The 21,504-nt window shown below is 72.1% G+C and carries 21 protein-coding genes, 1 pseudogene and 1 riboswitch; of the genes and pseudogenes, 10 read left to right on the top strand and 12 right to left on the bottom strand.

Annotated elements, in window-relative coordinates; genetic code table 11:
* The first annotated feature begins 6 nt into the window (after positions 1 to 6).
* The 4 genes from KSO97_RS12295 to KSO97_RS12280 are packed head-to-tail and all read left to right on the top strand — an operon-like array spanning position 7 to position 2,771.
* On the top strand, positions 7 to 231 hold the full coding sequence (locus KSO97_RS12295; RefSeq protein ID WP_232679257.1) for a CbtB-domain containing protein: 225 nt from the start codon (positions 7 to 9) through the stop codon (positions 229 to 231).
* Between the two features lie 19 nt (positions 232 to 250).
* Complete coding sequence (locus KSO97_RS12290; RefSeq protein ID WP_232679255.1) at positions 251 to 1,060, top strand: CbtA family protein; 810 nt, start codon at positions 251 to 253, stop codon at positions 1,058 to 1,060.
* On the top strand, positions 1,057 to 2,055 hold the full coding sequence (cobT, locus tag KSO97_RS12285) for a nicotinate-nucleotide--dimethylbenzimidazole phosphoribosyltransferase (RefSeq protein ID WP_232679254.1): 999 nt from the start codon (positions 1,057 to 1,059) through the stop codon (positions 2,053 to 2,055). The genes KSO97_RS12290 and cobT overlap by 4 nt, the downstream gene beginning before the upstream one ends.
* Before the next feature lie 11 nt (positions 2,056 to 2,066).
* Positions 2,067 to 2,771 carry an adenosylcobinamide-GDP ribazoletransferase gene (locus tag KSO97_RS12280; RefSeq protein ID WP_232679252.1) on the top strand — a complete coding sequence of 235 codons (705 nt, stop codon included), beginning with the start codon at positions 2,067 to 2,069 and terminating at the stop codon, positions 2,769 to 2,771.
* Here KSO97_RS12280 and cobU read toward each other — a convergent pair.
* On the bottom strand, positions 2,768 to 3,289 hold the full coding sequence (cobU, locus tag KSO97_RS12275; RefSeq protein WP_232679250.1) for a bifunctional adenosylcobinamide kinase/adenosylcobinamide-phosphate guanylyltransferase: 522 nt from the start codon (positions 3,287 to 3,289) through the stop codon (positions 2,768 to 2,770). The genes KSO97_RS12280 and cobU overlap by 4 nt on opposite strands.
* Positions 3,290 to 3,300: 11 nt before the next feature.
* On the opposite strand from cobU, the pseudogene KSO97_RS12270 reads away from it, so the two are divergent.
* Positions 3,301 to 4,077 (top strand): annotated as a pseudogene (locus tag KSO97_RS12270) (CobD/CbiB family cobalamin biosynthesis protein); the annotation flags it as partial.
* Positions 4,078 to 4,117: 40 nt separating this feature from the next.
* Here the strand turns inward: KSO97_RS12270 and KSO97_RS12265 are convergent.
* The 11 genes from KSO97_RS12265 to KSO97_RS12215 form a co-directional block, all read right to left on the bottom strand.
* On the bottom strand, positions 4,118 to 4,873 hold the full coding sequence (locus KSO97_RS12265) for a cobalt-precorrin-6A reductase (RefSeq protein ID WP_308188297.1): 756 nt from the start codon (positions 4,871 to 4,873) through the stop codon (positions 4,118 to 4,120).
* Entirely contained in the window at positions 4,870 to 6,282 is a 1,413-nt protein-coding gene (locus tag KSO97_RS12260) for a cobyric acid synthase (protein WP_232679247.1), read from the bottom strand. Before KSO97_RS12260 ends, KSO97_RS12265 begins: the two co-directional genes overlap by 4 nt.
* Positions 6,282 to 6,887 (bottom strand): 2'-5' RNA ligase family protein, encoded by a 606-nt coding sequence (locus KSO97_RS12255; protein WP_232679245.1) that lies wholly within the window; start codon positions 6,885 to 6,887, stop codon positions 6,282 to 6,284. Before KSO97_RS12255 ends, KSO97_RS12260 begins: the two co-directional genes overlap by 1 nt.
* Positions 6,884 to 7,963 (bottom strand): SAM-dependent methyltransferase, encoded by a 1,080-nt coding sequence (locus KSO97_RS12250; protein ID WP_232679243.1) that lies wholly within the window; start codon positions 7,961 to 7,963, stop codon positions 6,884 to 6,886. The genes KSO97_RS12255 and KSO97_RS12250 overlap by 4 nt, the downstream gene beginning before the upstream one ends.
* A complete protein-coding gene (cobN, locus tag KSO97_RS12245) occupies positions 7,960 to 11,622 on the bottom strand; it encodes a cobaltochelatase subunit CobN (RefSeq protein ID WP_232679241.1) in 3,663 nt (1,220 codons plus the stop codon). Before cobN ends, KSO97_RS12250 begins: the two co-directional genes overlap by 4 nt.
* Positions 11,622 to 12,368, bottom strand: coding sequence for a ferredoxin (locus KSO97_RS12240; protein ID WP_232679239.1), 747 nt, complete (start codon positions 12,366 to 12,368; stop codon positions 11,622 to 11,624). Before KSO97_RS12240 ends, cobN begins: the two co-directional genes overlap by 1 nt.
* Positions 12,365 to 13,144, bottom strand: a complete 780-nt coding sequence (locus KSO97_RS12235) for an ABC transporter ATP-binding protein (RefSeq protein ID WP_232679237.1) — start codon at positions 13,142 to 13,144, stop codon at positions 12,365 to 12,367. Before KSO97_RS12235 ends, KSO97_RS12240 begins: the two co-directional genes overlap by 4 nt.
* Positions 13,141 to 14,115, bottom strand: coding sequence for a FecCD family ABC transporter permease (locus KSO97_RS12230; RefSeq protein WP_374198507.1), 975 nt, complete (start codon positions 14,113 to 14,115; stop codon positions 13,141 to 13,143). Before KSO97_RS12230 ends, KSO97_RS12235 begins: the two co-directional genes overlap by 4 nt.
* A 71-nt stretch (positions 14,116 to 14,186) precedes the next feature.
* Positions 14,187 to 15,230: an ABC transporter substrate-binding protein gene (locus tag KSO97_RS12225; RefSeq protein ID WP_232679233.1), complete on the bottom strand. Its 1,044-nt coding sequence runs from the start codon at positions 15,228 to 15,230 to the stop codon at positions 14,187 to 14,189.
* 18 nt (positions 15,231 to 15,248) lie between these two features.
* Positions 15,249 to 15,464, bottom strand: a riboswitch (cobalamin riboswitch).
* A gap of 114 nt (positions 15,465 to 15,578) precedes the next feature.
* Positions 15,579 to 17,105, bottom strand: coding sequence for a PepSY domain-containing protein (locus tag KSO97_RS12220; RefSeq protein ID WP_232679231.1), 1,527 nt, complete (start codon positions 17,103 to 17,105; stop codon positions 15,579 to 15,581).
* Between the two features lie 169 nt (positions 17,106 to 17,274).
* Positions 17,275 to 17,790 carry a hypothetical protein gene (locus KSO97_RS12215; protein ID WP_232679229.1) on the bottom strand — a complete coding sequence of 172 codons (516 nt, stop codon included), beginning with the start codon at positions 17,788 to 17,790 and terminating at the stop codon, positions 17,275 to 17,277.
* Positions 17,791 to 17,988: 198 nt separating this feature from the next.
* Between KSO97_RS12215 and KSO97_RS12210 the strand changes: the two genes are divergently transcribed.
* The 5 genes from KSO97_RS12210 to KSO97_RS12190 all read left to right on the top strand — a co-directional run bounded on the left by KSO97_RS12210 (position 17,989) and on the right by KSO97_RS12190 (position 21,487).
* Positions 17,989 to 18,609 carry a superoxide dismutase gene (locus tag KSO97_RS12210; RefSeq protein ID WP_232679227.1) on the top strand — a complete coding sequence of 207 codons (621 nt, stop codon included), beginning with the start codon at positions 17,989 to 17,991 and terminating at the stop codon, positions 18,607 to 18,609.
* Positions 18,606 to 18,866 (top strand): hypothetical protein, encoded by a 261-nt coding sequence (locus KSO97_RS12205; protein ID WP_232679226.1) that lies wholly within the window; start codon positions 18,606 to 18,608, stop codon positions 18,864 to 18,866. Before KSO97_RS12210 ends, KSO97_RS12205 begins: the two co-directional genes overlap by 4 nt.
* A 106-nt stretch (positions 18,867 to 18,972) precedes the next feature.
* A complete protein-coding gene (locus tag KSO97_RS12200) occupies positions 18,973 to 19,524 on the top strand; it encodes a hypothetical protein (protein WP_232679224.1) in 552 nt (183 codons plus the stop codon).
* Positions 19,525 to 19,589: 65 nt separating this feature from the next.
* Positions 19,590 to 20,204 (top strand): copper chaperone PCu(A)C, encoded by a 615-nt coding sequence (locus KSO97_RS12195; RefSeq protein WP_232679222.1) that lies wholly within the window; start codon positions 19,590 to 19,592, stop codon positions 20,202 to 20,204.
* Between the two features lie 170 nt (positions 20,205 to 20,374).
* Positions 20,375 to 21,487, top strand: coding sequence for a Dyp-type peroxidase (locus KSO97_RS12190; RefSeq protein WP_232679220.1), 1,113 nt, complete (start codon positions 20,375 to 20,377; stop codon positions 21,485 to 21,487).
* Positions 21,488 to 21,504: the final 17 nt, after the last annotated feature.

The raw sequence follows: 21,504 nt of genomic DNA, 5'->3' as shown, positions 1-21,504 counted from the left end.
GAACTCATGTCGTCTCCCTCTGCCATCGTCAATCCCGCAGCCGAGCCGATCGCGATCCCGGCGATCCCGCTGCGCGAGCTCGCCCCGTGGGCGCTGCTCTTCGGACTGCTGGCGCTGATCGTCATCTTCTTCATCTCCGCCGACCAGGGCGCGGTGTCGATCCCCTCGGGCAACGCCATCCACGAGTGGGTCCACGACGGACGCCACCTGCTCGGCTACCCCTGCCACTGAGAACGGCAGGAGTCGAGACATGAACGCTCGCGCCTTCCTGGTCCGCGGTCTCCTGGTCGGCCTCCTGGCCGGTCTGGCCTCCTTCTTCGTCGCCCACCAGGTGGGCGAGCCGCACGTGGAGACCGCCATCGCCCTCGAGGAGTCCGGCGCCGCCGCGGCTCCCGAGGACGCCGCCCACAGCCACGACGACGCCGAGGGCGACGCACCGGCGGGCCACAGTCACAGCGAGGACGCCGGCACCGAGGTCAGCCGTGACAACCAACGCACCTGGGGTCTGCTCACCGGCACCCTGGCGATCGGCGTCGCGCTCGGCGGCCTGATGGCCCTGATCGCGGCCGGCGCGGTCGGACGACTCGGCCGGCTCACGCCGGTGCAGTCGACGACGCTCGTCGCCGGGGTGGGATTCCTGGCCTACACCCTGGTGCCGTTCCTGAAGTACCCGCCGAACCCGCCGGCGGTCGGGAGCGGCGACACGATCGGCGCCCGCACGGCCGACTACTTCACGCTCGTCGGCATCTCCGTGGTGGCCGCGATCGTCGCGGTCGTCGTCGCCGTCCGGCTCTACGAGCGTCTCGGCGCCTACCTGGCCACGGCGATCGCCGTCGTCGGCTACACGGCGGTCGCGGTCGTCGCGACGACCGCCCTGCCGACCGTGAACGAGATCGGCGCCTTCCCGGCCGACGTGCTCTGGAACTTCCGGCTTGCCTCGCTGTTCACCCTGGTCACGATGTGGAGCGTCATCGGCCTCGGCCTGACCTTCCTGGTGAGCCGGCTCCAGGTCGCCGCGGTGGCCCAGCAGGCTCGTCGCGAGCTGGTCGCGAGCCTGTGAGAGCACCCGACGAGCACGCCCGGCGGGCGGCACAGGAGCGGGTCGCCGCTCTCGCGACACCTGCCGGGGCCCTCGGCCGGCTCGCCGACCTCGGCGTGTGGCTGGCCGCGTGCCAGGGCGAGGTGCCGCCGCGTCCGGTGGACGACGTCCGGCTCGCGATCTTCGCCGGTGACCACGGCGTGGCGGCGCACGGCGTCAGCGCCTATCCCTCCGAGATCACCCGAGCGATGGTGGCGACCTTCGAGTCCGGCCGGGGTGGAGTGAACGCGCTGGCACGGGCACACGGCGTCGGCGTGCGCGTCATCGACGTCGCGGTCGACGACGAGCGTGCCGGACCATGGCGGGTCTGCCGCGGTTCGCGCCCGATCCACCTCGACGACGCACTGACGCCCGAGCAGCACGACACCGCGTGGGCCGTCGGCGTCGCTGTCGCCGAGGAGGAGATCGCGGCGGGCGCCGACCTGCTGATCTCCGGCGATATGGGCATCGGCAACACGACCCCGTCGGCGGCGATGATCGCCGCCACTCTCGGCCTGCCCGCCGACCTCGTGGTCGGGCGCGGCACGGGTGTCGACGACGACGGCCTGATCCGCAAGACCGCGATCGTGGCCCAGGCGTTGGCCCGTGTCGGCGACCGTGGGAACGACCCGCGGACCTGCCTGACGGCTCTGGGCAGCGCCGACCTGACGGCGGCGACGGCGTTCCAGGTGACGGCGGCGCGCGCCGGCGTCCCGGTGCTGCTGGACGGCCTGATGGCGGTCACCTGCGCACTGCTCGCCGACGCGATCGACCCCGGCGCCGCCGCGTGGTTCGCGGCCGGGCACCGCTCGACCGAACCGGCTCAGAGCCTGGCCCTGGAGAAGCTCGGTCTCCGCCCGCTGCTGGACCTCGACCTGCGACTCGGCGAGGGCAGCGGTGCGGTCGCCGCCGTCCCGGTGGTGCGCAGCGCCGTGGCTCTCCTGCGCGACGTCGCCCTGCTCGCCGACCTGCTCTGAACCGGCATCCGATGTCGCTCGACGCGTGGCGCCTGGCCGCCGGCACCCTCACGGTGTTGCCGGTCGGGGCACCACGGTCGGTGACGCCGTCGACCGCGCGGGGGGCGATCCTGCTCGCACCACTCGCCGTCCTACCGCTGGGCATCGCCGTCGCGACGGTGCTGTGGGCAGGCGGAGCACTGGACCTTGCGCCGCTCGCCGTGGGCCTGATCGCCGTCGGCGTGCTCGCGCTCGGCACGCGTGCGCTGCACTGGGATGGCCTCTCCGACGTCGCCGACGGGCTGACCTCCTCCTACGACCGCGAGCGCTCGCTGGCGGTGATGAAGTCCGGGACGTCGGGCCCCGCAGGCACGGTGGCGGTCATCGTGGTGCTCGGCGTGCAGGCGGCCTGCCTGGCGGGTCTGACCGCCGACCTGCGGCATGCCCTGCTCGGTGGGCTGCTGGTCTGCCTCTCCCGGGTCGCACTGTGGCTGGTCTGCGCCACCCCGGTTCCTGGCGCTCGCCCCGACGGCCTCGGGCTCTCGTTCATCGGTGTCGTCCCGACGCCGATCGCCGTCGCGGCTGTGCTGCTGCTCGGTGTCGTACCCGCGCTGGTGGTGGTCGTGCTCATCGTCCGCTGCGTTCGCCGCCTCGGTGGCGTGACCGGGGACGTGATGGGCGCTGCAGTGGAGACGGTCTTCGCGGCCCTGCTGCTGGCGGCGGCGTGCCTGCTCTAGATGGCCTCGTGAAGCCGCAGTACGCGCCCGGCGACCACGAGGTGCACCTCGTCGCAGGCGGCGCCGATGTGTTGATTGACCGTGCCGAGCAGGTCGCGGAAGAGGCGACCCGACCGGTGTGCGGGCACCACGCCCATCCCGACCTCGTTGGTCACCCACACCACCTCGCCGCGCACGGCTGCGAGCGCGGTGCCGACCTGGTCGACCACCCAGTCCGTCAGCTCGTCGGCCGGCCACTCCCAGGCGTCGGCGGCGTCGATGGCTGCCGTCAGCCAGGTGCCCAGACAGTCGATCAGCAGCGGGACGTCGGTCTGCAGGGCGACGGCGAGATCATGGGTCTCGACCGTCTCCCACGACGCCGGACGGCGGGCACGGTGCGCCGCGATCCGCGCGGCCCAGTCGGCGTCGTCGAGCACGGGCCCCGGTGCCACGTAGCGGACGGCGGGACGCTCGCGCAGCAGCGACTCGGCGTGGCGCGACTTTCCCGAGCGCACGCCGCCGGTCACGAGCACCTGCATGGAGACCTCCGATGAGTCGCGGGAATCGCTGGGCCGGGTTGGCGCTCGGGTTCGCCGCCGACCGTCTGCTCGCCGATCCTGCCCGATGGCATCCGGTGGCGGGCTTCGGCCGTCTCGCCGGGGCGGTCGAACAGCGCAGCTACGGCAACGACCGCGCACACGGCGTCGTCCACGTCGCGCTGCTGGTGGGCGGCGCGGTCCTGGTCGGTCGAGCGTTTCCGCAGGGCACGGTCGGCACCGCGGTGGCGACTTGGGTGGTGCTCGGCGGTACGACCCTCGACCGCGAGGCGGCAGCCGTCGAGCGCCGTCTGGTCACGGGCGACCTGCCCGCAGCACGCCGTCGGGTAGCACGGATCGTGGGACGCGAGACCGCCTCTCTCGACGAGGCAGGTGTCGCGCGCGCCGCGATCGAGACGGTCGCGGAGAACACCTCCGATGCCGTGGTCGCGCCGCTGGTGTGGGGTGCCGTGCTCGGGCCTGCCGGACTGTTCGGCTACCGCGCCGTGAACACCCTCGACGCGATGATCGGCCACCGCAGCCCGCGCTACCGGCACTTCGGCTGGGCGGCGGCGAGGTTGGACGACGTCGCGAACCTGCCTGCCTCCCGGCTCACCGCAGCGCTGGCCGTGGCGCTGGGCCCCGACCCGCGCCGCGCCGCCCGGACGTGGCGCCGCGACGCCGCCGGCCACCCCAGCCCGAACGCCGGGCCGATCGAGGCCGCCTTCGCCGGCGGACTCGGCGTCCGTCTGGGCGGGGTGAACGTCTACGCCGGCCGGGTCGAGGACCGGCACCTCCTCGGCGACGGCGGGCCGCCCTCCGCCCAGGACCTCATGGCCGCGCGGCATCTCGCACGACGGGTCCAGGTCGCCGCCCTCCTCGCGCTCGCACCCATCGCCTGGCGGCGGCGACGTCGTCCACGCACGTGGCTCCGGGGGGCACGGCAGGACGGCGGACGACGATCACGGGGACGCCGAGCGCTGCAGCGGCGTCGATCTTGGGACGCGTCATCGCGCCACCGGAGTCCTTGGTGACGAGCACGTCGATGCCGTGCTCGCGCATCAGCGTCGTCTCCCCCGCGACGTCGTAGGGGCCGCGGTCGCGCAGGAGCGACCAGGCCGGCGGCACCTCGCCCGCGGGCGGTGCCTCGACGACGCGCACCAGGGCTGCGCGGTGGGCAACGTGGTCGCGGAAGGCCGCGAGCGACTGCCGACCCACCGTCAGGACCGGGCGCGCGACCGACGGGGCGGCGGCGCCCGCCTCGCCGTGGTCGGCCACCTCGCGCCAGTCGCCGAGCGGCTCCCAGCCGGGGCGTTGGAGCCGGAGCAGCTCCGGGCAGGCCAGCGCGGCATGTGCGGAGATGGTGGCGGCGAACGGATGGGTCGCGTCGACCACGACGTCGAACGCAGCCGCGGCTTCGCGTAGCCCGTCGATGCCGCCGAAGCCGCCGATCCGCACCTGGCCGACCGGCAGCGCCGGGTTCGACACGCGGCCCGCCAGCGAGGTCAGCACCTCGTCGCCGTCGGCCACCAGAGCCGCGGCCAGGGCGCGGGCCTCGCCGGTGCCACCCAGGACCAGGACCCTCACGATCCCGGTCCGTTCGGGCCGCGGTGGGCCAGCTCGAGCAGAGCGTCCACGTCGAGGTGCTGCTCGACCAGATCGCCGAGCAGGTCCAGACGCCGCTCGCGCGCAGCCGGGAAGGAGGCGCGCGAGGTGACGCCGAGGGCGTCGCGCAGGAAGCCCGCGCGGGTCGCGTCGTCCTCGAGGGACCCGTGCACCATCGTGCCGCCGACCGCGTCGGCGACACGCTCTCCGCCGACCTGGCCGTGGTGGATCTCGTAGCCCGCGGGCTCGTGCAGGCGCAGCACCTTCTCGACGCCGAACACGGTGCGCAAGGGCAGCAGGCCGAGTCCGGACACGGGTGCGTCCGTGCCCGGGCCCTCGACGCCGTCGGGGTCGCTGATCTCCTCACCGAGCATCTGGCAGCCGCCGCAGATGCCGAGCACCGGTCGACCGGCGGCCGCGTGAGCGAGGATGGCCCGGTCGAGTCCCCGCGCGCGCAGCCAGCCGAGGTCGGCCAGGGTCGCGCGGGTGCCGGGCAGCACGATCAGGTCGGCGTCGGCCAGTCCGCGGGGCGTGCTGGCGAAGACGACGTCGAGGTCGGGCTCGAGGCCGAGGGCGTCGACGTCGGTGAAGTTGGAGATCCGCGGCAACCGGACGACGGCGACCCGGGCACGCGCCGCGCCGCCGTGCTCGCGGCGGCCCTCCAGATCGAGGGCGTCCTCGCTGTCGAGCCACAGGTCGGGGTGCCACGGCAGGACCCCGAAGAAGGGTCGCAGCGTGCGTGCGCTCAGCTCGTCGAGGCCGGGCTGCAGCAGCGAGACGTCGCCCCGGAACTTGTTGACGATCCAGCCGGCGATCATCCGCTGGTCGGCCGGGTCGAGCAGGTGCAGGGTGCCGTAGAACGCGGCGAAGACTCCACCGCGGTCGATGTCGCCGACCACGACGGTCGGCAGGTCGGCATGCCGGGCGAGGCCGAGATTGACGTAGTCGCCGGCCCGCAGGTTGATCTCCGCCGGACTGCCCGCGCCCTCGGCCACCACGACCTCATAGCGCGCGGCGAGGTCGTCGAACGCCGTGTGCGCGGCGGCGGCCAGACGACGGCGACCGTCCACGAAGTCGCGTGCGTCGACGTGTCCCGAGGGCTGCCCCATCAGCACGACGTGGCTGCGGCGATCGGTGCCGGGTTTGAGCAGCACCGGGTTCATCGCGACCTCGGGCGTGGCGCGGGCGGCCAGCGCCTGGATCCACTGGGCCCGACCGATCTCGCCGGTCGACCCGCGCGCGTCGCGCACGACCATGGAGTTGTTGCTCATGTTCTGTGCCTTGTACGGAGCCACCCGCACACCGCGGCGCGCGAACGCGCGACACAGGCCGGTCGTCACGACGCTCTTGCCGGCATCGGAGGTGGTGCCGGCGACCAGCAGCCCGGCCATCAGCCGAGCCTCCACGAGGCCCGCACGTGACAGTCGTCGTTGGCCCACCACTGGAGGTCGATCCGCTCCACCCGGCTCGTCACCGGGAGGCGGTCGCCGAGCAGCGCGCGGACGTCGTCGGCGTCGAGACCGGAGGCGCGGTGCTCGATCGTGAGATGCGGTGTCGGCTCGGGAAAGGCTCCGCCGTAGGGCGGGCACTGCGGGAACGCGGCCATCAGCGCCGCCGTCAGGGACCGCAACCCGGCGTCGGGTTCCGGCGCGAGGTAGAGCAGGCCGTCGGGGAACTCCCGGACCCGGCCGAGCGTGACGTCGAACGGCGGCGTGGACTCAGCGATCGCACCGACGGAGGCGAGGTCGGCGTCGTCGGGATCATCGAGCCAGGGCCCGAGCAACGTGATGTGGGCGTTGCAGAAGGCGTCGTCCACACCGAGGAACGTCGCGTCGTGGTGTGCGGTGCGCTCGCGCACGACGTCCTCGAGCTCGCGCACGGGCACGACCAGCACCGCCCGGCCCGGGAGGCGAGGCGCCGGCACGGCTGCGGCGATCACGTCGGCACCGCGACGGAAGTCTGCGGCGCGTCCATGGGCGGCGATCGTAGCGATCAACTGCGCTTGCCCCGGAACATCAGCGGAGCGAGCGCCTCGGGCACCGGGCCGCCGCGACGCACCCAGGTGGCCAGCGCGGACGTCGCGGCCTCGGTGAGGACACCACCGAGCCAGACGTCCTTCGGACGGCGTCCCGGGACCGTGAAGTCGCGCACCAGCACGACGTTGCTGCGGTCGCACTCGTCGAGGCAGTCCACGACGCGGACCCGCACCCGCTCCCCGTCCCACTCCCCCGCAGACGCCTCGACGGCGTCGCGCTGGGCGGCGTGGTCGGTCGTGGGGTGCTTGCTCGTGCCGCAGCAGCAGTCGCGGCAGAGCAGCACGTCGCGGTCGGGCCGGGTCATGGCAGCTCTCCTGGGTCGGGGGCGCGGAGCAGGTAGAGGTCCATCACCCAGCCGGCCCCGGCCCGCACGGCCGCCCGAGCCGAGGCGATCTCCTCGGCCACGTGCCCGACCCGGCCGGCGACCAGCCGCTCCGAGCCATGACCGAGGTTGGCCCCCCACCAGATCGACCACTGCTCCAGGCCCGTCAACGCGGCACCGCTGGTGAGCATCACGACGAGATTGCGCTGCCCGGCCCGCGCCGTCGCCGCGCAGCCGACGCTCGGTGGTGACGTGCACCGGGTGGCCGACCTCGTGGAGCACCACCCGGTGCCGCGCCGCGAGCAGCTGCGGCGCGCTGATGCCGGCGACCACCTCGACGTCGGCGTCGAGCCGTGCCGCGAGCCGGTCCACCACGCGCAGCGTGGAGTCGTAGAGCGCGGGGTCGCCCCACACCAGGAAGGCGGGATCGCCCGGCCGGCCCGCGACAGCGGTACCCCACGCGTGCGACCGCGCCTCGTGCCAGTCGCGGACGGCGCCGTCGTAGTCGGCCGGGTCGTCACGGTCCCGGGCAGGGTCCTCGACGGCGACGACGTCCAGCCCGTACGCCGCGGCGACCTCGCGGCGGACGGCGAGCAGCGGGTCGTCGTCCCGCTTGCTGACCGCGAGCACGTACGACGACGCCCGCAGCGCCGCCGCGGCCTCCGGCGTGACGTGCTGGGGCCCCATGCCGAAGCCGACGACTCGGATGATCACCGGTCCTCCAGGTCGCCTTCGAGGTCGAGGTAGACCTGTTGCAGCGCGGCCAGGAGGTCCGGATCGGGCTCGGCCCACAGGCCACGGTCGCGTGCCTCGTGCAGCTTCTCCACGATGCCGCGCAACGCCCACGGGTTCGAGGTCCGCATGAACTCCTGGTTCGTCTCGTCGAGCACGTACTCCTTCGCCAACGACTCATACATCCAGTCGTGCACGACGCCCGCGGTGGCGTCGAAGCCGAAGAGGTAGTCGACGGTCGCGGCGAGCTCGAACGCGCCCTTGTAGCCGTGCCGCTGCATCGCGGCGATCCAGCGCGGGTTCACGACCCGCGAGCGGAAGACGCGGTTGGTCTCCTCCTGCAGGGTGCGGGTGCGCACGGCGTCGGGCGTGGTCGAGTCGCCGACGTAGGCCTTCGGCTCCGAGCCCGTGAGCGCTCGGATCGTGGCGACCATCCCACCGTGGTACTGGAAGTAGTCGTCGCTGTCGGCGATGTCGTGCTCGCGGGTGTCGATGTTCTTGGCCGCGACCTTGATCCGCCGGTAGTTGGTGCGCATGTCCTCCGACGCCGCGACGCCGTCGAGCCCGCGTCCGTAGGCGAACCCGCCCCACGCGGTGTACACCTCCGCGAGATCGTCGTCGGAGCGCCAGGTGCCGGACTCGATCACCTGCAGGATGCCGGCGCCGTAGGAGCCCGGCTTGGAGCCGAAGATCCGGGAGGTCGCGCGGCGCTCGTCGCCGTGCTCGGCGAGGTCGGCCTGGGTGTGGGCCCGCACGAAGTTGCGGTCCAGCGGCTCCTCCAGCGACGCGACCAGGCCGACGGCGTCGTCGAGCATCGCGACGACGTGCGGGAAGGCGTCGCGGAAGAAACCGGAGATCCGCACGGTGACGTCGATGCGCGGCCGTCCCAGCTCCTCCAGGGGCACGACCGTCAGGTCCCGCACGCGGCGGGAGGCCTCGTCCCACTCCGGACGGACGCCGAGCAGGGCGAGCACCTCGGCGACGTCGTCGCCGCTGGTGCGCATCGCGGAGGTGCCCCACACCGAGAGCCCGACCGACGTCGGGTACTCGCCGGTGTCGTCGAGGTGGCGCTGCAGCAGCGATTCGGCCATCGCCTGACCGGTCTGCCAGGCCAGGCGCGAGGGCACAGCACGGGGGTCGACGGTGTAGAAGTTGCGGCCCGTCGGCAGCACGTTGACCAGGCCCCGCAGCGGAGACCCGCTCGGCCCGGCAGGAACGAAGCCACCGCCGAGGGCGTGCAGCACGGCGTCGAGCTCGTCGGTCGTGCCTGCCAGCCGCGGCACCACCTGGGTGGCCGCGAACTCCAGCACCTGCACGACCTGCGGGTCCGGGTGGAGTCCGGCCGCGGCGGCGACGTCCCAGCCGGCGACCTCCATCGCCTGCACCAGAGCTCGCGCCTTCTCCTCGATGGCGTCGACCGCGACCGCCGCTTCGGCTCCCTCCTTCAGGCCGAGTGCTGCCCGCAACCCGGGCACGGCGTGGGACTGCCCGCCCCAGACCTGGGCCGCACGCAGGATCGCGAGCACCAGGTTGACCCGCGCCTCGCCCTGCGGGGCGGCGCCGAGCACGTGCAGGCCGTCGCGGATCTGCGCGTCCTTGATCTCGCACAGCCAACCGTCGACGTGCAGCAGGAAGTCGTCGAAGTCGTCGTCCTCCGGTCGCTCCTCCAGCCCGAGGTCGCGATGCATCTGTGCCGCCTGCATCAGCTGCCAGATCTCGCCACGGATCGCCGGCAGCTTGGCCGGGTCCATCGCGGCGATGTTGGAGTACTCGTCGAGCAGCAGCTCGAGCCGGGTGATGTCGCCGTAGGACTCCGCTCGGGCCATCGGCGGGATCAGGTGATCCACGATCGTGGCGTGCGCTCGGCGCTTGGCCTGAGCGCCCTCGCCCGGGTCGTTGACCAGGAACGGGTAGATCAGCGGCAGGTCGGCGATCGCGGCGTCGGTGGCGCAGGACGCCGAGAGCGCGGCGTTCTTGCCCGGCAGCCACTCCATCGAACCGTGCTTGCCCAGGTGCACCACCGCGTGCGCTCCGAAGCCGCCGTCGTCTTCGGCAGCGGCGAGCCAGCGGTAGGCCGCCAGGTAGTGGTGGGTCACCGCGAGGTCGGGATCGTGGTAGATCGCCACCGGGTTCTCCCCGAAGCCGCGCGGCGGCTGGATCAGCAGCACCACGTTGCCCGCCTGGATCGTCGCGAGCACGATCTCGCCGGCGTCGTTGACGAACAGGGTGCCCGGCGAGGGCCCCCAGGCCTCCTCGATGTCGGAGCGCAGGTCGGGAGGGAGGTCGGCGGTCCAGGCGTCGTAGGAGGCCTTGCTGATCCGCACGTGGGCTTCGGTCAGCTGGGCGTTGGTGAGCCATTCCTCGTCCTGGCCACCGGCGTCGATCAGGGCGTGGATGAGCGTGTCACCGGCCACGGTGTCGTCGTCGAGGTCGAGCCCCGGGATCGCGCCGGGACCACCGAGGTCGTAGCCGGCCCCGCGCATCCGGCGCAGGAGCCGGATCGTCGAGACCGGCGTGTCGAGGCCGACGGCGTTGCCGACGCGGCTGTGCTTGGTCGGGTAGGCCGAGAGCATCAGCGCCACCTTGCGATCCTCGACCGGGATGTGGCCCAGACGCGCGTGGTTGACGGCGATCCGGGCTACGCGACCGCATCGCTCTGCGTCGGCGACATATCGGGGCAGACCAGCCGGATCATCAGGATCGATCTCCTTGAACGAGAACGGCGCCGTGATGATCCGGCCGTCGAACTCCGGGATCGCGACCTGGGTGGCGGAGTCGAGAGGCGTGACGCCGTCGTCGTTGGCCTCCCACTCCGCGCGGCTCGACGTCAGGCAGAGCCCCTGCAGGACGGGGATGTCCAGGGCGGCGATCCGCTCGACGTCCCACGACTCGTCGTCCTCGCCTGCACTGGCACCGGCCGGGGTGCTGCCGCCGGCGGCGAGCACGGTGACGACCAGGGCGTCGAGCGTGCCGAGGTCTGCGAAGAGAGCGTCGGGGGCGGCGCGGAGCGAGCCCGCGAAGATCGGCAGCCCGACAGCCTCCCCAGTCGCGTCGATGGCGTCGGCGAGGGCATGGACGAACGCCGTGTTGCCGCTCGCCTCGTGCGCCCGGTAGTAGAGGACGCCGACGCGGGGTTTCGAGACCGTCCTCGTTCCTCGGACCTCCTCGACCACCGGTTGCACCGCCGTGCTGGCGGTGGAGGAGCCCCGCTCGGCCCACCCCCACTCGGGGATCTCCACCGGCTCCTCGAAGCCGTCACCGGTGAGCAGCACCGTGTCGGAGAGGAAGGCGTGCAACTGTCGCAGGTTCTCTGGGCCACCCTGCGCGAGGTAGCGGTGGGCCTGCGCGGCGATGCCGATCGGCACCGAGGAGAGCTCCATCAGCTCCGCGCTGGGCTGCTGCTCCCCGCCGAGCACGACCATCGGCATCCCGGTCTCGCGGATCCGGCGGAAGCCACCACACAGGTCCTGGGGCGAACCGAGGATCCGTCCGACCACGAGGTCGCAACCCTCGATGACCGCGGCCATCGACTGGTGTCCGGGCCGCGAGGGATTGGCGTAGACGTAGTCGGCACCGAGGCGGCTCGCGGCGCGCGCCGAGAGCAGGTCGGTGTCGGAGGTGGAGAGCAGGGCGATGCGCATCAGTGGTCCCTCCCGGGGTCCTGGGTGTTCCGGATCGATCGGGTCAGTCGGTGGGATGCCACGGGTGTGTGCGCGGCGAGGTGCTGTCGGGCGATCGCGCGGACGACGTCCGCGTCGACCCCGCCGTACCAGACGTCGTCGGGCTGCACCGTGACGACGGGAGCCTGGTTGCAGGGGAACTGGCAGCCGGTATGGGTGACGAGCACGTCGTCGTCGCCCAGCCCCAGGCTCATCAGCTCCAGGGCCAGCGCTTCGGCCACAGCCTCAGCGCCCTGGGCGGCGCACCGGGGGCCGCGGCAGACGAGCACCTGGTGGCGGTGCTGGGGCACGTCCTCCCAGGCGGCCGAGGTGAGCCCGGCTCCCCCGTCGGAGACGGCGCGGGTGAGACCGGCAGCCGGGTCGAGCACCGCGCGCAGCTCCGCGGCGTCGGCGACCAGCGTGGTCGCGACGTCGAGCGTCGGGCGCGGCCCGGTCCGCTCGCGCCACCAGTGGGCGACGATCCTGCGCAGCCACGATGCCCCCGGCCCGAGCCGACCCAGCTTGACGCCGACGAGCACGATGCGCGCAGGGCGCCCCGCTCCATCGGCATCGGCGAGGTCGTCCAGCACCCCCACCACCGACGGTGTGCCGGCCTGGAGATAAGCGAGACGGGCGCCGTGCGGGCGCGCGAGCTCGAGCAGCGCAGCGCGTGCGGCGACCTCGCCGTGCGACATGCCCACCAGGACAACCCGCGGATCCGTGGTCATGCCAGCACCCCCGACCATCGCACGTGCATCCCCGTGCGGGTCGGGTGCGGCGCGACGTCGACGGCGACGCCGTAGACCTCGGCGACCAGGGCGCTGGTCAGGACCTCCGTCGTCGGACCCGAAGCCACGATCCGCCCGGCACACATCACGACGAGGTCGTCGCAGAACGCCGCGGCGAGGTCGAGGTCGTGCAACGCGGCCACGGTGGTGATCCCCACGTCGCGTACCTGGGTGAGCAGGGTGAGCTGGTGCCGAAGGTCGAGGTGGTTGGTCGGCTCGTCCAGCAGCAGCACCTGCGGCTCCTGGGCGAGCGCCCGCGCCAGGTGGACGCGTTGCCGTTCGCCTCCGGAGAGGTGCTGCCAGGTGCGATCGAGCAGGTCGGCGATGTCGGTCGCCTCGACCGCCCTCGCGATGGCGTCGGCCCCGCCGACGTCGCGCTCCGGGATGCCGACGCGGATCCGGTGGGGCACGCGACCGAGCTCGACGACCTGGCGGACAGTCAGGTCGAGGGCGGTCGCGGCCTGCTGCTCCACCAACGCCAGCACGCGGGCGCGCTCGCGGGCGGAGAGCCGCACCACGTCGGTCTCTCCCAGACGCACCGAACCGGCGCCGGTACGGCGCACCCCCGCCAGCAGGTGCAGTAACGACGTCTTGCCGCAGCCGTTGGGTCCGAGCAGTCCCGTCAACCGACCAGCCCGCAACTCGAGGTGCTCGACGTCGACGATGGTGCGCTCCTTGACCGACCAGGTCAGGTCCCGTGCGACGAGGGCGTTCACGTCGCGCTCCGACTACGGCGCAGCAGGACCGCGAAGAAGGGGGCACCGATCACCGCGGTGACGACGCCGATCGGCACCTCCTGGCCCTCGACGACGGTGCGCGCGCCGAGGTCGGCGAGCACGAGCAGGGTGGCACCGACGAGTGCCGAGAGCGGCAGGAGCAGGCGATGTCGCGGCCCGACGACCGCGCGCACCATGTGCGGCACGACCAGGCCGACGAAGCCGATCGCCCCCGCGTAGGCCACCAGCACGGCCGTCACGAACGCCGTCCCGACGAGGAGCACCCACCGCAGGCGCACGACGTCGACTCCCAACGAGCGCGCGGCGGTCTCGCCGAAGGCGAAGGCATCGAGATGGTCGGCGAGGGCGCTGAAGAAGACCACCCCGAGCAGGGCGACGACGGTGACCACGAGTGCGCTCGGCCAGCGCAGGCCGGCGACCGAGCCGAGGGTCCACTCCAGCACGCGGCGTGCGGCATGGCTGTCGCCGTCGACGATGACGATGAGCGAGGTGTAGGCCGTCGCGACCTGGCCCACGGCGACGCCGGCGAGCACGGTGCGAGCCGGGGGCAGCTCGCCACCGCGGCCCACGGAGATCACCAGCACCAGGAGCAGGGCCGCGAGCGAGCCGACGAGTGCTGCCGCCGTGACCGCCGTCGAGCCGACGAAGCCCGCGAAGGAGACGCCGAGCACGATCACCGTGACGGCGCCGACGCCCGCCCCGCTGGAGAGGCCCAGCAGGTAAGGGTCGGCGAGGTCGTTGCGGGTGAGTGCCTGGAGCACGACACCGCAGATCGCCAGCCCGGCACCGACCGCGGCGGCCCCGAGTCCGCGTGGCACCCGCAGCTGCCACACGATCTGGTCGTCGAGCAGGCGGACGTCGAAGTCGCCGACGTTGAGCCTGCGTAGCACCACCTCGACGACATCGGCGGTGGGTACGCGGACGGCGCCGATGCCCAGGGCCACCGCCATGCTCGCGAACAACGCGAGCGCAGCGACGACCACCAGGGCCACCGGCGCCGTCCGAACGGCGAGAGCTCGACTCACCCGAGGTCGAGTGCCGCGATGCCCTCGGCCAGATGGCGGGCGCCGTCGACCATGCGCACCCCGGGCGTCGACTCGGAGTAGGCGATCGTGATCAGACGGCCCTGCGCGACGGCGGTCAGCTTGCTCAGCACCGGGTCGTTCTCGAGGTGCTCGCGCTTGGCGGAGGCGGCATCCCAGGCGGCGTCGACCAGGACGATGACGTCGGGGTCGGCCTCGACGACGTCCTCCCAGTTGCCGTCGGCCCAGCTGCCCTCGAGGTCGGCGAAGATGTTCTCCGCGCCGGTCGCCTCGATCACCAGACCCGGGCCACCGTCACCGGCTCCCACGAGCGGCGTCTTCGTACCGGAGTCGTACCAGAGCACCGTGACGCCCTCGCCGCTCGCCTCGTCGGCCACGGCAGCGAGTGCGTCCTCCTGCGCGGTGCGCAGCTCAGCAGCCCGCTCGGGTACACCGAAGGCGGCACCGACGGTGTCGATCTCGTCCCACACGGCGTCGAAGGACGGCGCCGGACGCAGCTCCTTGTCCTCGCAGCCGAACGGCGAGAGGTAGGTCGCGATGCCGTCGCCCTCGAGGTCGTCCTGGGTTCCGGCGACCTCACGATCGAAGGCGCTCACGTAGGAGGCGTAGGCGAAGTCCGGCTCGGCGGCGAGGAACTCCTCCCCGGTCGGGTACTCCGCGGAGAGCACCGGAACGGCGGCGTAGGCATCGGCCCACTGGTCGGCCACCTGGTCGTCGATGTAGGCGGTACCCGCCATCTGGTCTGCGACGCCGAGAGCGAGGGCGACCTCGGTGGCGCCCTGGTTGAGCGTGACCGCACGCGTCGGTGGCGCGTCGAGCGTGGTGCTGCGACCGCAGCTCTCGATCGTCACCGGGTAGGCGGCATCTGCCACGCCGGACTGACCAGGCTCGCTCGCGGTCTTGTCGGCCTCGGGCTCGCCAGCACATCCGGCGAGAGCGAGGACCGTGGCGAGGGAGACGATCCCCAGGCCGGTGCGACGGATGGACGTGGTGCTGAAAAGCGGCAGGGGTCGGCTGCGCATGTATTCCTCCAAAACCCTCGTGGATACGTGCGCCGTGGCCGGTCTCCTGGCTTCCGTGTCAACACCCGACGACCGACCTTCCCAGGCTCGCGCCCAGTGGCCCGGTGCTCCTCGGCCCGACAGACTCGTCGCGCTGATTCGCACCGCAGGGGTCGCCGTGCTCGACGGCTACAGTGGCGAGGGCCGCGCCGGCATCAGACCGGCTTCCCGTGCACCACGGCGATCGCAATCTAGCAGCGCCTCGCCGGCGGCCGACTCCGCCGCCACTGGATGGGCGCCAGCCCTCCACGTGAGCCGGTGCGCAGGCGACGCCGTTTCGCCCCGCCTGCGCACCGCATCTTCCTGGGCTCAGGCGCTGGCGAAGTACCTCGACATCGCCGGTACCCGTCGGATCACCAACTGGTCGAGCAGCAGGATCGCGATCAGCGAGATCCCGAACAGCGGCAGGAAGACACCCAGTGCGGCGACGGCGATCAGCAGCAGCCAGTTGCCGAAGATCGGCAGGCGGGCCCGCGGAGCCGCGAGCCCCGAGGCGGTGCCGCGGCGACGCCACCACATGACCGGGCCGGAGATGCACATGAAGATCACCGCCAGGCAGAACACCGTGGTCATCACTGTGTTGACCGCTCCGAACCTGCGGCCCTCATGCAACGCGATGCCCTGGCTGACCGTCTTGGCCAGCGCCGAGTAGTCGTCGTAGCCGTACTCTCCGACGACGTTCCCGGAGTACTGGTCGACGTGGACGGTGAGCTCCTGGGTGACATCGGATGCAGCCGGGTTCCCGTTGTTGGACCACTGCCACCCGAAGACACTGAACACTCCGCGCTCGTCGCCGGGGTAGGTGACGAAGTAGGGGCCTGGCGCACCGACCTGTGCGGCTGCGGCGATCGCGTCGTCGATCGAGACCGTCGGGCCGCTCCACTCCGGCGACGGATCCGCACCCCCCGAGCCGTGTCCGGCGTGGCCCGAGTCCTCATCACCGGTCGAAGGCTCACCCGAGGGCGCGAGCGCCCCCGGGTCGCTCTCGGCGGTCGGTCCGTTGGCGACCGCCCAGCCCGCCGGACCCGACTTTCCGTCCGCTGACTCGATCAGGTCGCCGAGCGTCGACTCCGCGCCCGGGTCTGCCCCCCAGAACGAGGTGCCGTTGTCCGCGGCCAGGTTCTGCGCCTTCTCGCCCCAGACGCCGGTCCACGGCAACCCGGAGACCACCAGCAGCAGGATGCCGAGGCCGACCGGGAGGCCCACCACGGCATGCGTGCCGCGAAGCCGCGCTCCGCGCAGGCCCTTGGCTCGTGCACCGGCACGCGGCCGCCGTCCGAGGAAGAAGATGATGAAGCCCGTGATCGTCAAGACGATCGCCCAACTCGCCCCGAGTTCGACGATGCGGTCGCCGGTGTCGCCGATCAGCAGGGTCCCGTGGATGCGCTCAGCCCAGTCCGAGACGAGCTGATCCGGTGCGAGGTCACCGGTCACCTCGGCACGGAACGGGTCGATATAGACATTGCGGCTCTCCCCGTGGAGGTCGGTGACGAAGACCGTCGCGCGCTCCTCGAGATTGTCGGTGACTGAGAGGATGCTCCGATCGGGGAAGGCCGCGCGGACGGCCTCCTCCTGCTCGGCGAGACTCAGCCTCTCCCCGCCCGCGGGCGCCGAGACGGTCAGGACACCCGGATGGGTCCAGTCGTCGATCTGGGCGCGGAACATGTAGGTCATGCCGCTGATGGTGAGCACCAGCAGCACCGGGATGACGATGATCGAGCCGTAGAAGTGCCACCTCCAGAAGGCGGCGAACCAGTTGGTGCGCTTGCCGCGTCGCGTCTCCGTAGGTCCGGACGCATCGCGTGCCGCGAGAGCGGCGTCGTCGAGTAGTGCCATGTCGTGTCGCTTTCTGCCCACGGCGGCGCGAAGCACGCACGCGCGGGCGCGGTGAAGTGTCCGACGTCGCCGGGCGCTCGCGCCGGCCGACGGTCGGATGAGTCGGGTGAATATGCACGTCTCGGCCACCGACCTCGTGTGGAGGGGTGGCGGCGTGCGTCGAAGCAGGTCAGCGAGATCGTCGCGGGGGGCCGCGCGTCACTCGCAACGTGACGACACCAGTGGAGGCGTGGATGCGGTAGACCTGCGGACGCACCTCGCGCAGCGGAGCCGCGATCAGCGGTGAGCCGTCGTAGCGCACCCGGTGGAGCCAGGAGAGCACTGCCGCAGCCGCCGCCCTCACCAAAACCCGGTCGCCGCCCAGCGCGAGCCCGGCGGCGAGCGCGGCGACGCTGAGATGCAACGTCAACATCAGTGTCGACGCCGAGTTCGGGCCCGAAGGATGGTGGTGCGATCCCCCGGCGAGCGCGAGATGCGCAGCACCCTGAACGGCGAGCGCCACGACGACCGGCACCCATCCCGAGTTCACCCGCCGGGCCACGGCGCACGAGACGGCCACCGCAACGGCGGTGATCAAGCCTACGGCGACGAACGCGCCACCCGAGAAGTCGCCGCCCGCTGCGTAACCGTGGGCGATAACCGCGCCGGCTGCGGAGACCAGACCGGTCCAGCAGCCGCGGGCCACGCGTATCCGGGTCGAGGACGCAGTTCCTGCGGGTCGAGGCGATCCCAGACGCGACATCGGTGCTCCTGTCATCCGCTCCGGGACGGCGGGCGCACCGTAGCAGTGCTCCGGGAGTGCCGGGACGTCGTCTCGCGTCTTATTGGTTCTTGCAAATAACTTGCAATACGCTCGACTCCCCTTTCCCAGCAAGGAGCGCCGATGTCGACTTACGCCCTGCCCGAACTGCCCTACGACTACGCAGCCCTGGAGCCCTACATCTCCGGCGAGATCATGGAGTTGCATCACTCCAAGCACCACAACGCCTACGTCTCCGGCATCAACACCGCTGTCGAGCAGCTCGCGGAGGCGCGCGAGAAGGAGTCCTTCGGCAGCCTCTCGACCCTGGAGAAGAACCTCGCCTTCCACCTCGGCGGGCACGTGAATCACTCGGTGTTCTGGCCCAACATGTCCCCCGACGGCGGAGACAAGCCCGAGGGAGAGTTGGCGCAGATGATCGAGGACTTCTTCGGCGGGTTCGACAAGTTCCGCGCGCACTTCCAGGCCAACGCACTCGGCGTGCAGGGATCGGGATGGTCCGTCCTGACCTGGGACATGCTCGCCCAGCGGCCCTACATCATCCAGCACTTCGACCACCAGGGGAACGTGCCGGTCTGCATGGTGCCGCTGCTGATGCTCGACATGTGGGAGCACACCTACTACCTGCAGTACCGCAACGACAAGGCCACCTTCGTCCAGCAGTGGTGGAACATCGTGAACTGGGCCGACGTCGCCGAGCGCTTCGAGAAGGCCCGCACCCAGACGACCGGCCTCATCGCGTGAGCACGTCACGCGCCGCTGAGCTCGCGCCGGTCGTCGAGGCCGCCCAGCGTGTGGCGGGCGCTCTCGCCGCGCGCGGACGGGGCGACCACGCGGGTGCCCGGGAGATGTTGGCTTCCTTCGACGAACCCACCGAGCTCGCCGGTGGCGCGCTCCTCGTCGCCGAGCTGACCCTGGCGCTGTTGAGCACGTCCACCGGTGAGTCACTCGACGAGTGCGTCCGCGATCTGTGCGTCACCCTGGAGCGGAGCCTGACCTGATCCCTGCGCCCACAGGCTCGTGACAGGGACGCCTGACATTCGACGCTCTGCCCACCCCGTAGGCTGATCTCCCGCGCCGAGTGCGCCGAGGAGCGAAGGATGGACCGTGTCGAGCCGTGAGACCTACCGCCGCTGGCGGAGTGCTCGCGCCATGGTGTCGGGGTCCATCAGCGGCTTCGGCGCGTGGGCGGCGCACGGCCTCGTCTCGGGTCACCAGCCGTCCCCTGCGACGCTGCTGATCCTGATCGGGATCGGCCTCGGCGTCGCAGCCGGGCTCGCGCAGTGGCGGCCGAGCCTGCCCGCGGCCGCGGCCGGGGCTCTCGCGGTGCAGGGCTCCGGCCACCTGCTCCTGGCCAGTTCAGGTGGCCACCACCACACCACGGCAGACCCGTACGGCGGCGGGGCCATGCTGCTGGGCCACGTGACGATCGCTGCAGTGACGGCGATCGCGGCGGCCGGGGCCGAGCAGGCACTCCTCCGCGTCGTCGCCCAAGCCGTGCGCTGGCTGCTGCCGCGCCTCCCCAGGCCGATCCTGATCCCGATCGCGGACACCTCACACGCCCGGACGGACCGACACGGACCGATCACCCGGGCATCGTTCGTCACGGCCGGCATCCGCGGCCCGCCTGCGTCCTTGCGCGTTCTCCCACTTCCCTGACGGGGTCGGCCCGTCAGGGCCTCTCGCGTGCGCTGTCAGCGCACTGAACCCGTGAAGGATCCACCATGCGTATCACTCTCTCCCCGCGCGCCCGCGCGACCTCCGCTCTGGCCACAGCAGCCCTCGGGCTCGCCGTCCTCACCGGGTGCGGTTCCGATGACGCGCCCGCCCCGAGCACGGCGGGCTCGGAGGAGTCCAGCAGCACCGACACCTCCTCCCGAGCGCCCGAGTCGGCCGCGCTGAGCGTCACCGACCCCTATGTCAAGGCCGCCGAGTCGGGCATGACGGCTGCCTTCGGCACCCTGGTGAACTCCAGCGACGCGCCGATCACGATCGTCGGCGCCTCGAGCGACATCACCACCTCGATGGAGCTCCACGAGACCGTGGCGGCGGACGGCACGATGAAGATGCGCCAGAAGGAGGGCGGCTTCACCATCGATCCGGGCGGCGAGCATCTGCTCGAGCCCGGTGGTGATCACCTGATGATCATGGACCTGACCCGCGCCGTCGAGCCCGGCGAGTCGGTGATCATCAAGCTCACCCTCGACGACGGCTCGACGATGGAGATCGACGCCCTCGTCAAGGAGTTCGACGGCGCCGACGAGGAGTACATGGGCGACATGGGCGACTCGCACGACATGGACGGCGAGCACTCCGGCGACCACGGCAGCTCCTCGTGACCTCGGCCCGCGACCATCGAGCCGATGTCGCGGGCGTGGGCGCCCCCGGCCGCCCCCGCCCCCTCCAGACCGGTGCCGCCGCCCTCGGCGGTGCCGGTCTCGGGTGGAGTTCGGCGCCCTTGGCCGCCGCAGCGACCGAGACAATCGCTGGACGCACGACGGGAGCGACGGTGCTCTCGCCCTCGGCCGGGCAGAGCACCGTCCCGTTCCACGGCGCTCACCAGGCGGGCGTCGCGACCCCACCGCAGGCCCATCTCTCTCTTCTCGGCCTCGACCTGCTTCCCGAGGTCGACGGCCCGGCGCTGGCACGGCTGCTGCGCGTCCTCAGCGACGACATCGCCCGGCTCACCGCCGGCCAGCGGGCCCTGGCCGACACCGAACCGGAGCTGGCGACGGTTCCCGCACGTCTCACGGTCACCGTCGGCATCGGACCGCGCGTGGCCACCACGCTGATCCCCACCGCACGACGCCTGGACCTGACCGCTCTGCCGCACTTCGCCACCGACAGGCTCCTGCCACGATGGGGGCAGAGCGACCTCGTGGTCCAGATCTGCGCCGACGACGCCGTGACGGTGGCGCATGCACGCCGGATGCTGCTCAAGGACTCTCGGGCGTTCTCGCGGACACGGTGGGTCCAAGACGGCTTCCGCCGCGCCCATGGCTCTGTCCCCGGCACCGAGACCATGCGCAACCTGATGGGCCAGGTCGACGGCACGGTGAATCCGACCGAGGCCGACCCGGCTTTTGCCGGCCTGGTGTGGGCCGAAGCCGACGACCACGGGGCGGCGTTCGCCGGCGGGACGTTCATGGCGGTGCGCCGCGTCAGGATGGACTTGGACACCTGGGATCGCGTCGATCGGCCCGGTCGGGAGTTCGCGGTCGGACGACGTTTGGCCGACGGCGCACCCCTGACCGGCGGAGCCGAGTTCGACGAACCCGACTTCGACGCCACCGACGATGTCGGCTTCCCTGTCATCGACCCGGCGGCACACATCCGGCGAGCACGCACCGACGACCCTCGGCAGCGTTTCCATCGACGGGGCTACAACTACACCCAGCCCGATCCGGATCGCCCCACGGGCGAGGACAGCGGGTTGATCTTCATCGCCTTCGCTCGCGATCTGCCGACGCAGTTCGTGCCTATCCAGGAGCGCTTGGCACAGAACGACCGACTCAATCAGTGGATCAGCACGATCGGTTCGGCGGTCTACGCCGTCCTGCCCGGGGTTCGTGACGACAGCGAGGACTACCTCGGTCGCGCGCTCATCGCGGCCCGCGACTGATCCCACTACTTCTCCAG

Source organism: Nocardioides sp. R-C-SC26, from assembly GCF_021246465.1.
GTDB lineage: Bacteria > Actinomycetota > Actinomycetes > Propionibacteriales > Nocardioidaceae > Nocardioides.
Note: the sequence above shows the minus strand (reverse complement) of the source record. Positions and strands in the feature narration are given on the sequence as shown.

What these genes read in the sequence shown, in the direction of transcription:
- KSO97_RS12295 (WP_232679257.1), top strand. Translation starts at nt 7, where the DNA reads ATGTCGTCTCCCTCTGCCATCGTCAATCCCGCAGCCGAGCCGATCGCG.
- KSO97_RS12290 (WP_232679255.1), top strand. Translation starts at nt 251, where the DNA reads ATGAACGCTCGCGCCTTCCTGGTCCGCGGTCTCCTGGTCGGCCTCCTG.
- KSO97_RS12280 (WP_232679252.1), top strand. Translation starts at nt 2,067, where the DNA reads ATGTCGCTCGACGCGTGGCGCCTGGCCGCCGGCACCCTCACGGTGTTG.
- cobU (WP_232679250.1), bottom strand. Translation starts at nt 3,289, where the DNA reads ATGCAGGTGCTCGTGACCGGCGGCGTGCGCTCGGGAAAGTCGCGCCAC.
- KSO97_RS12260 (WP_232679247.1), bottom strand. Translation starts at nt 6,282, where the DNA reads ATGGCCGGGCTGCTGGTCGCCGGCACCACCTCCGATGCCGGCAAGAGC.
- cobN (WP_232679241.1), bottom strand. Translation starts at nt 11,622, where the DNA reads ATGCGCATCGCCCTGCTCTCCACCTCCGACACCGACCTGCTCTCGGCG.
- KSO97_RS12240 (WP_232679239.1), bottom strand. Translation starts at nt 12,368, where the DNA reads ATGACCACGGATCCGCGGGTTGTCCTGGTGGGCATGTCGCACGGCGAG.
- KSO97_RS12230 (WP_374198507.1), bottom strand. Translation starts at nt 14,115, where the DNA reads ATGGCGGTGGCCCTGGGCATCGGCGCCGTCCGCGTACCCACCGCCGAT.
- KSO97_RS12225 (WP_232679233.1), bottom strand. Translation starts at nt 15,230, where the DNA reads ATGCGCAGCCGACCCCTGCCGCTTTTCAGCACCACGTCCATCCGTCGC.
- KSO97_RS12220 (WP_232679231.1), bottom strand. Translation starts at nt 17,105, where the DNA reads ATGGCACTACTCGACGACGCCGCTCTCGCGGCACGCGATGCGTCCGGA.
- KSO97_RS12210 (WP_232679227.1), top strand. Translation starts at nt 17,989, where the DNA reads ATGTCGACTTACGCCCTGCCCGAACTGCCCTACGACTACGCAGCCCTG.
- KSO97_RS12195 (WP_232679222.1), top strand. Translation starts at nt 19,590, where the DNA reads ATGCGTATCACTCTCTCCCCGCGCGCCCGCGCGACCTCCGCTCTGGCC.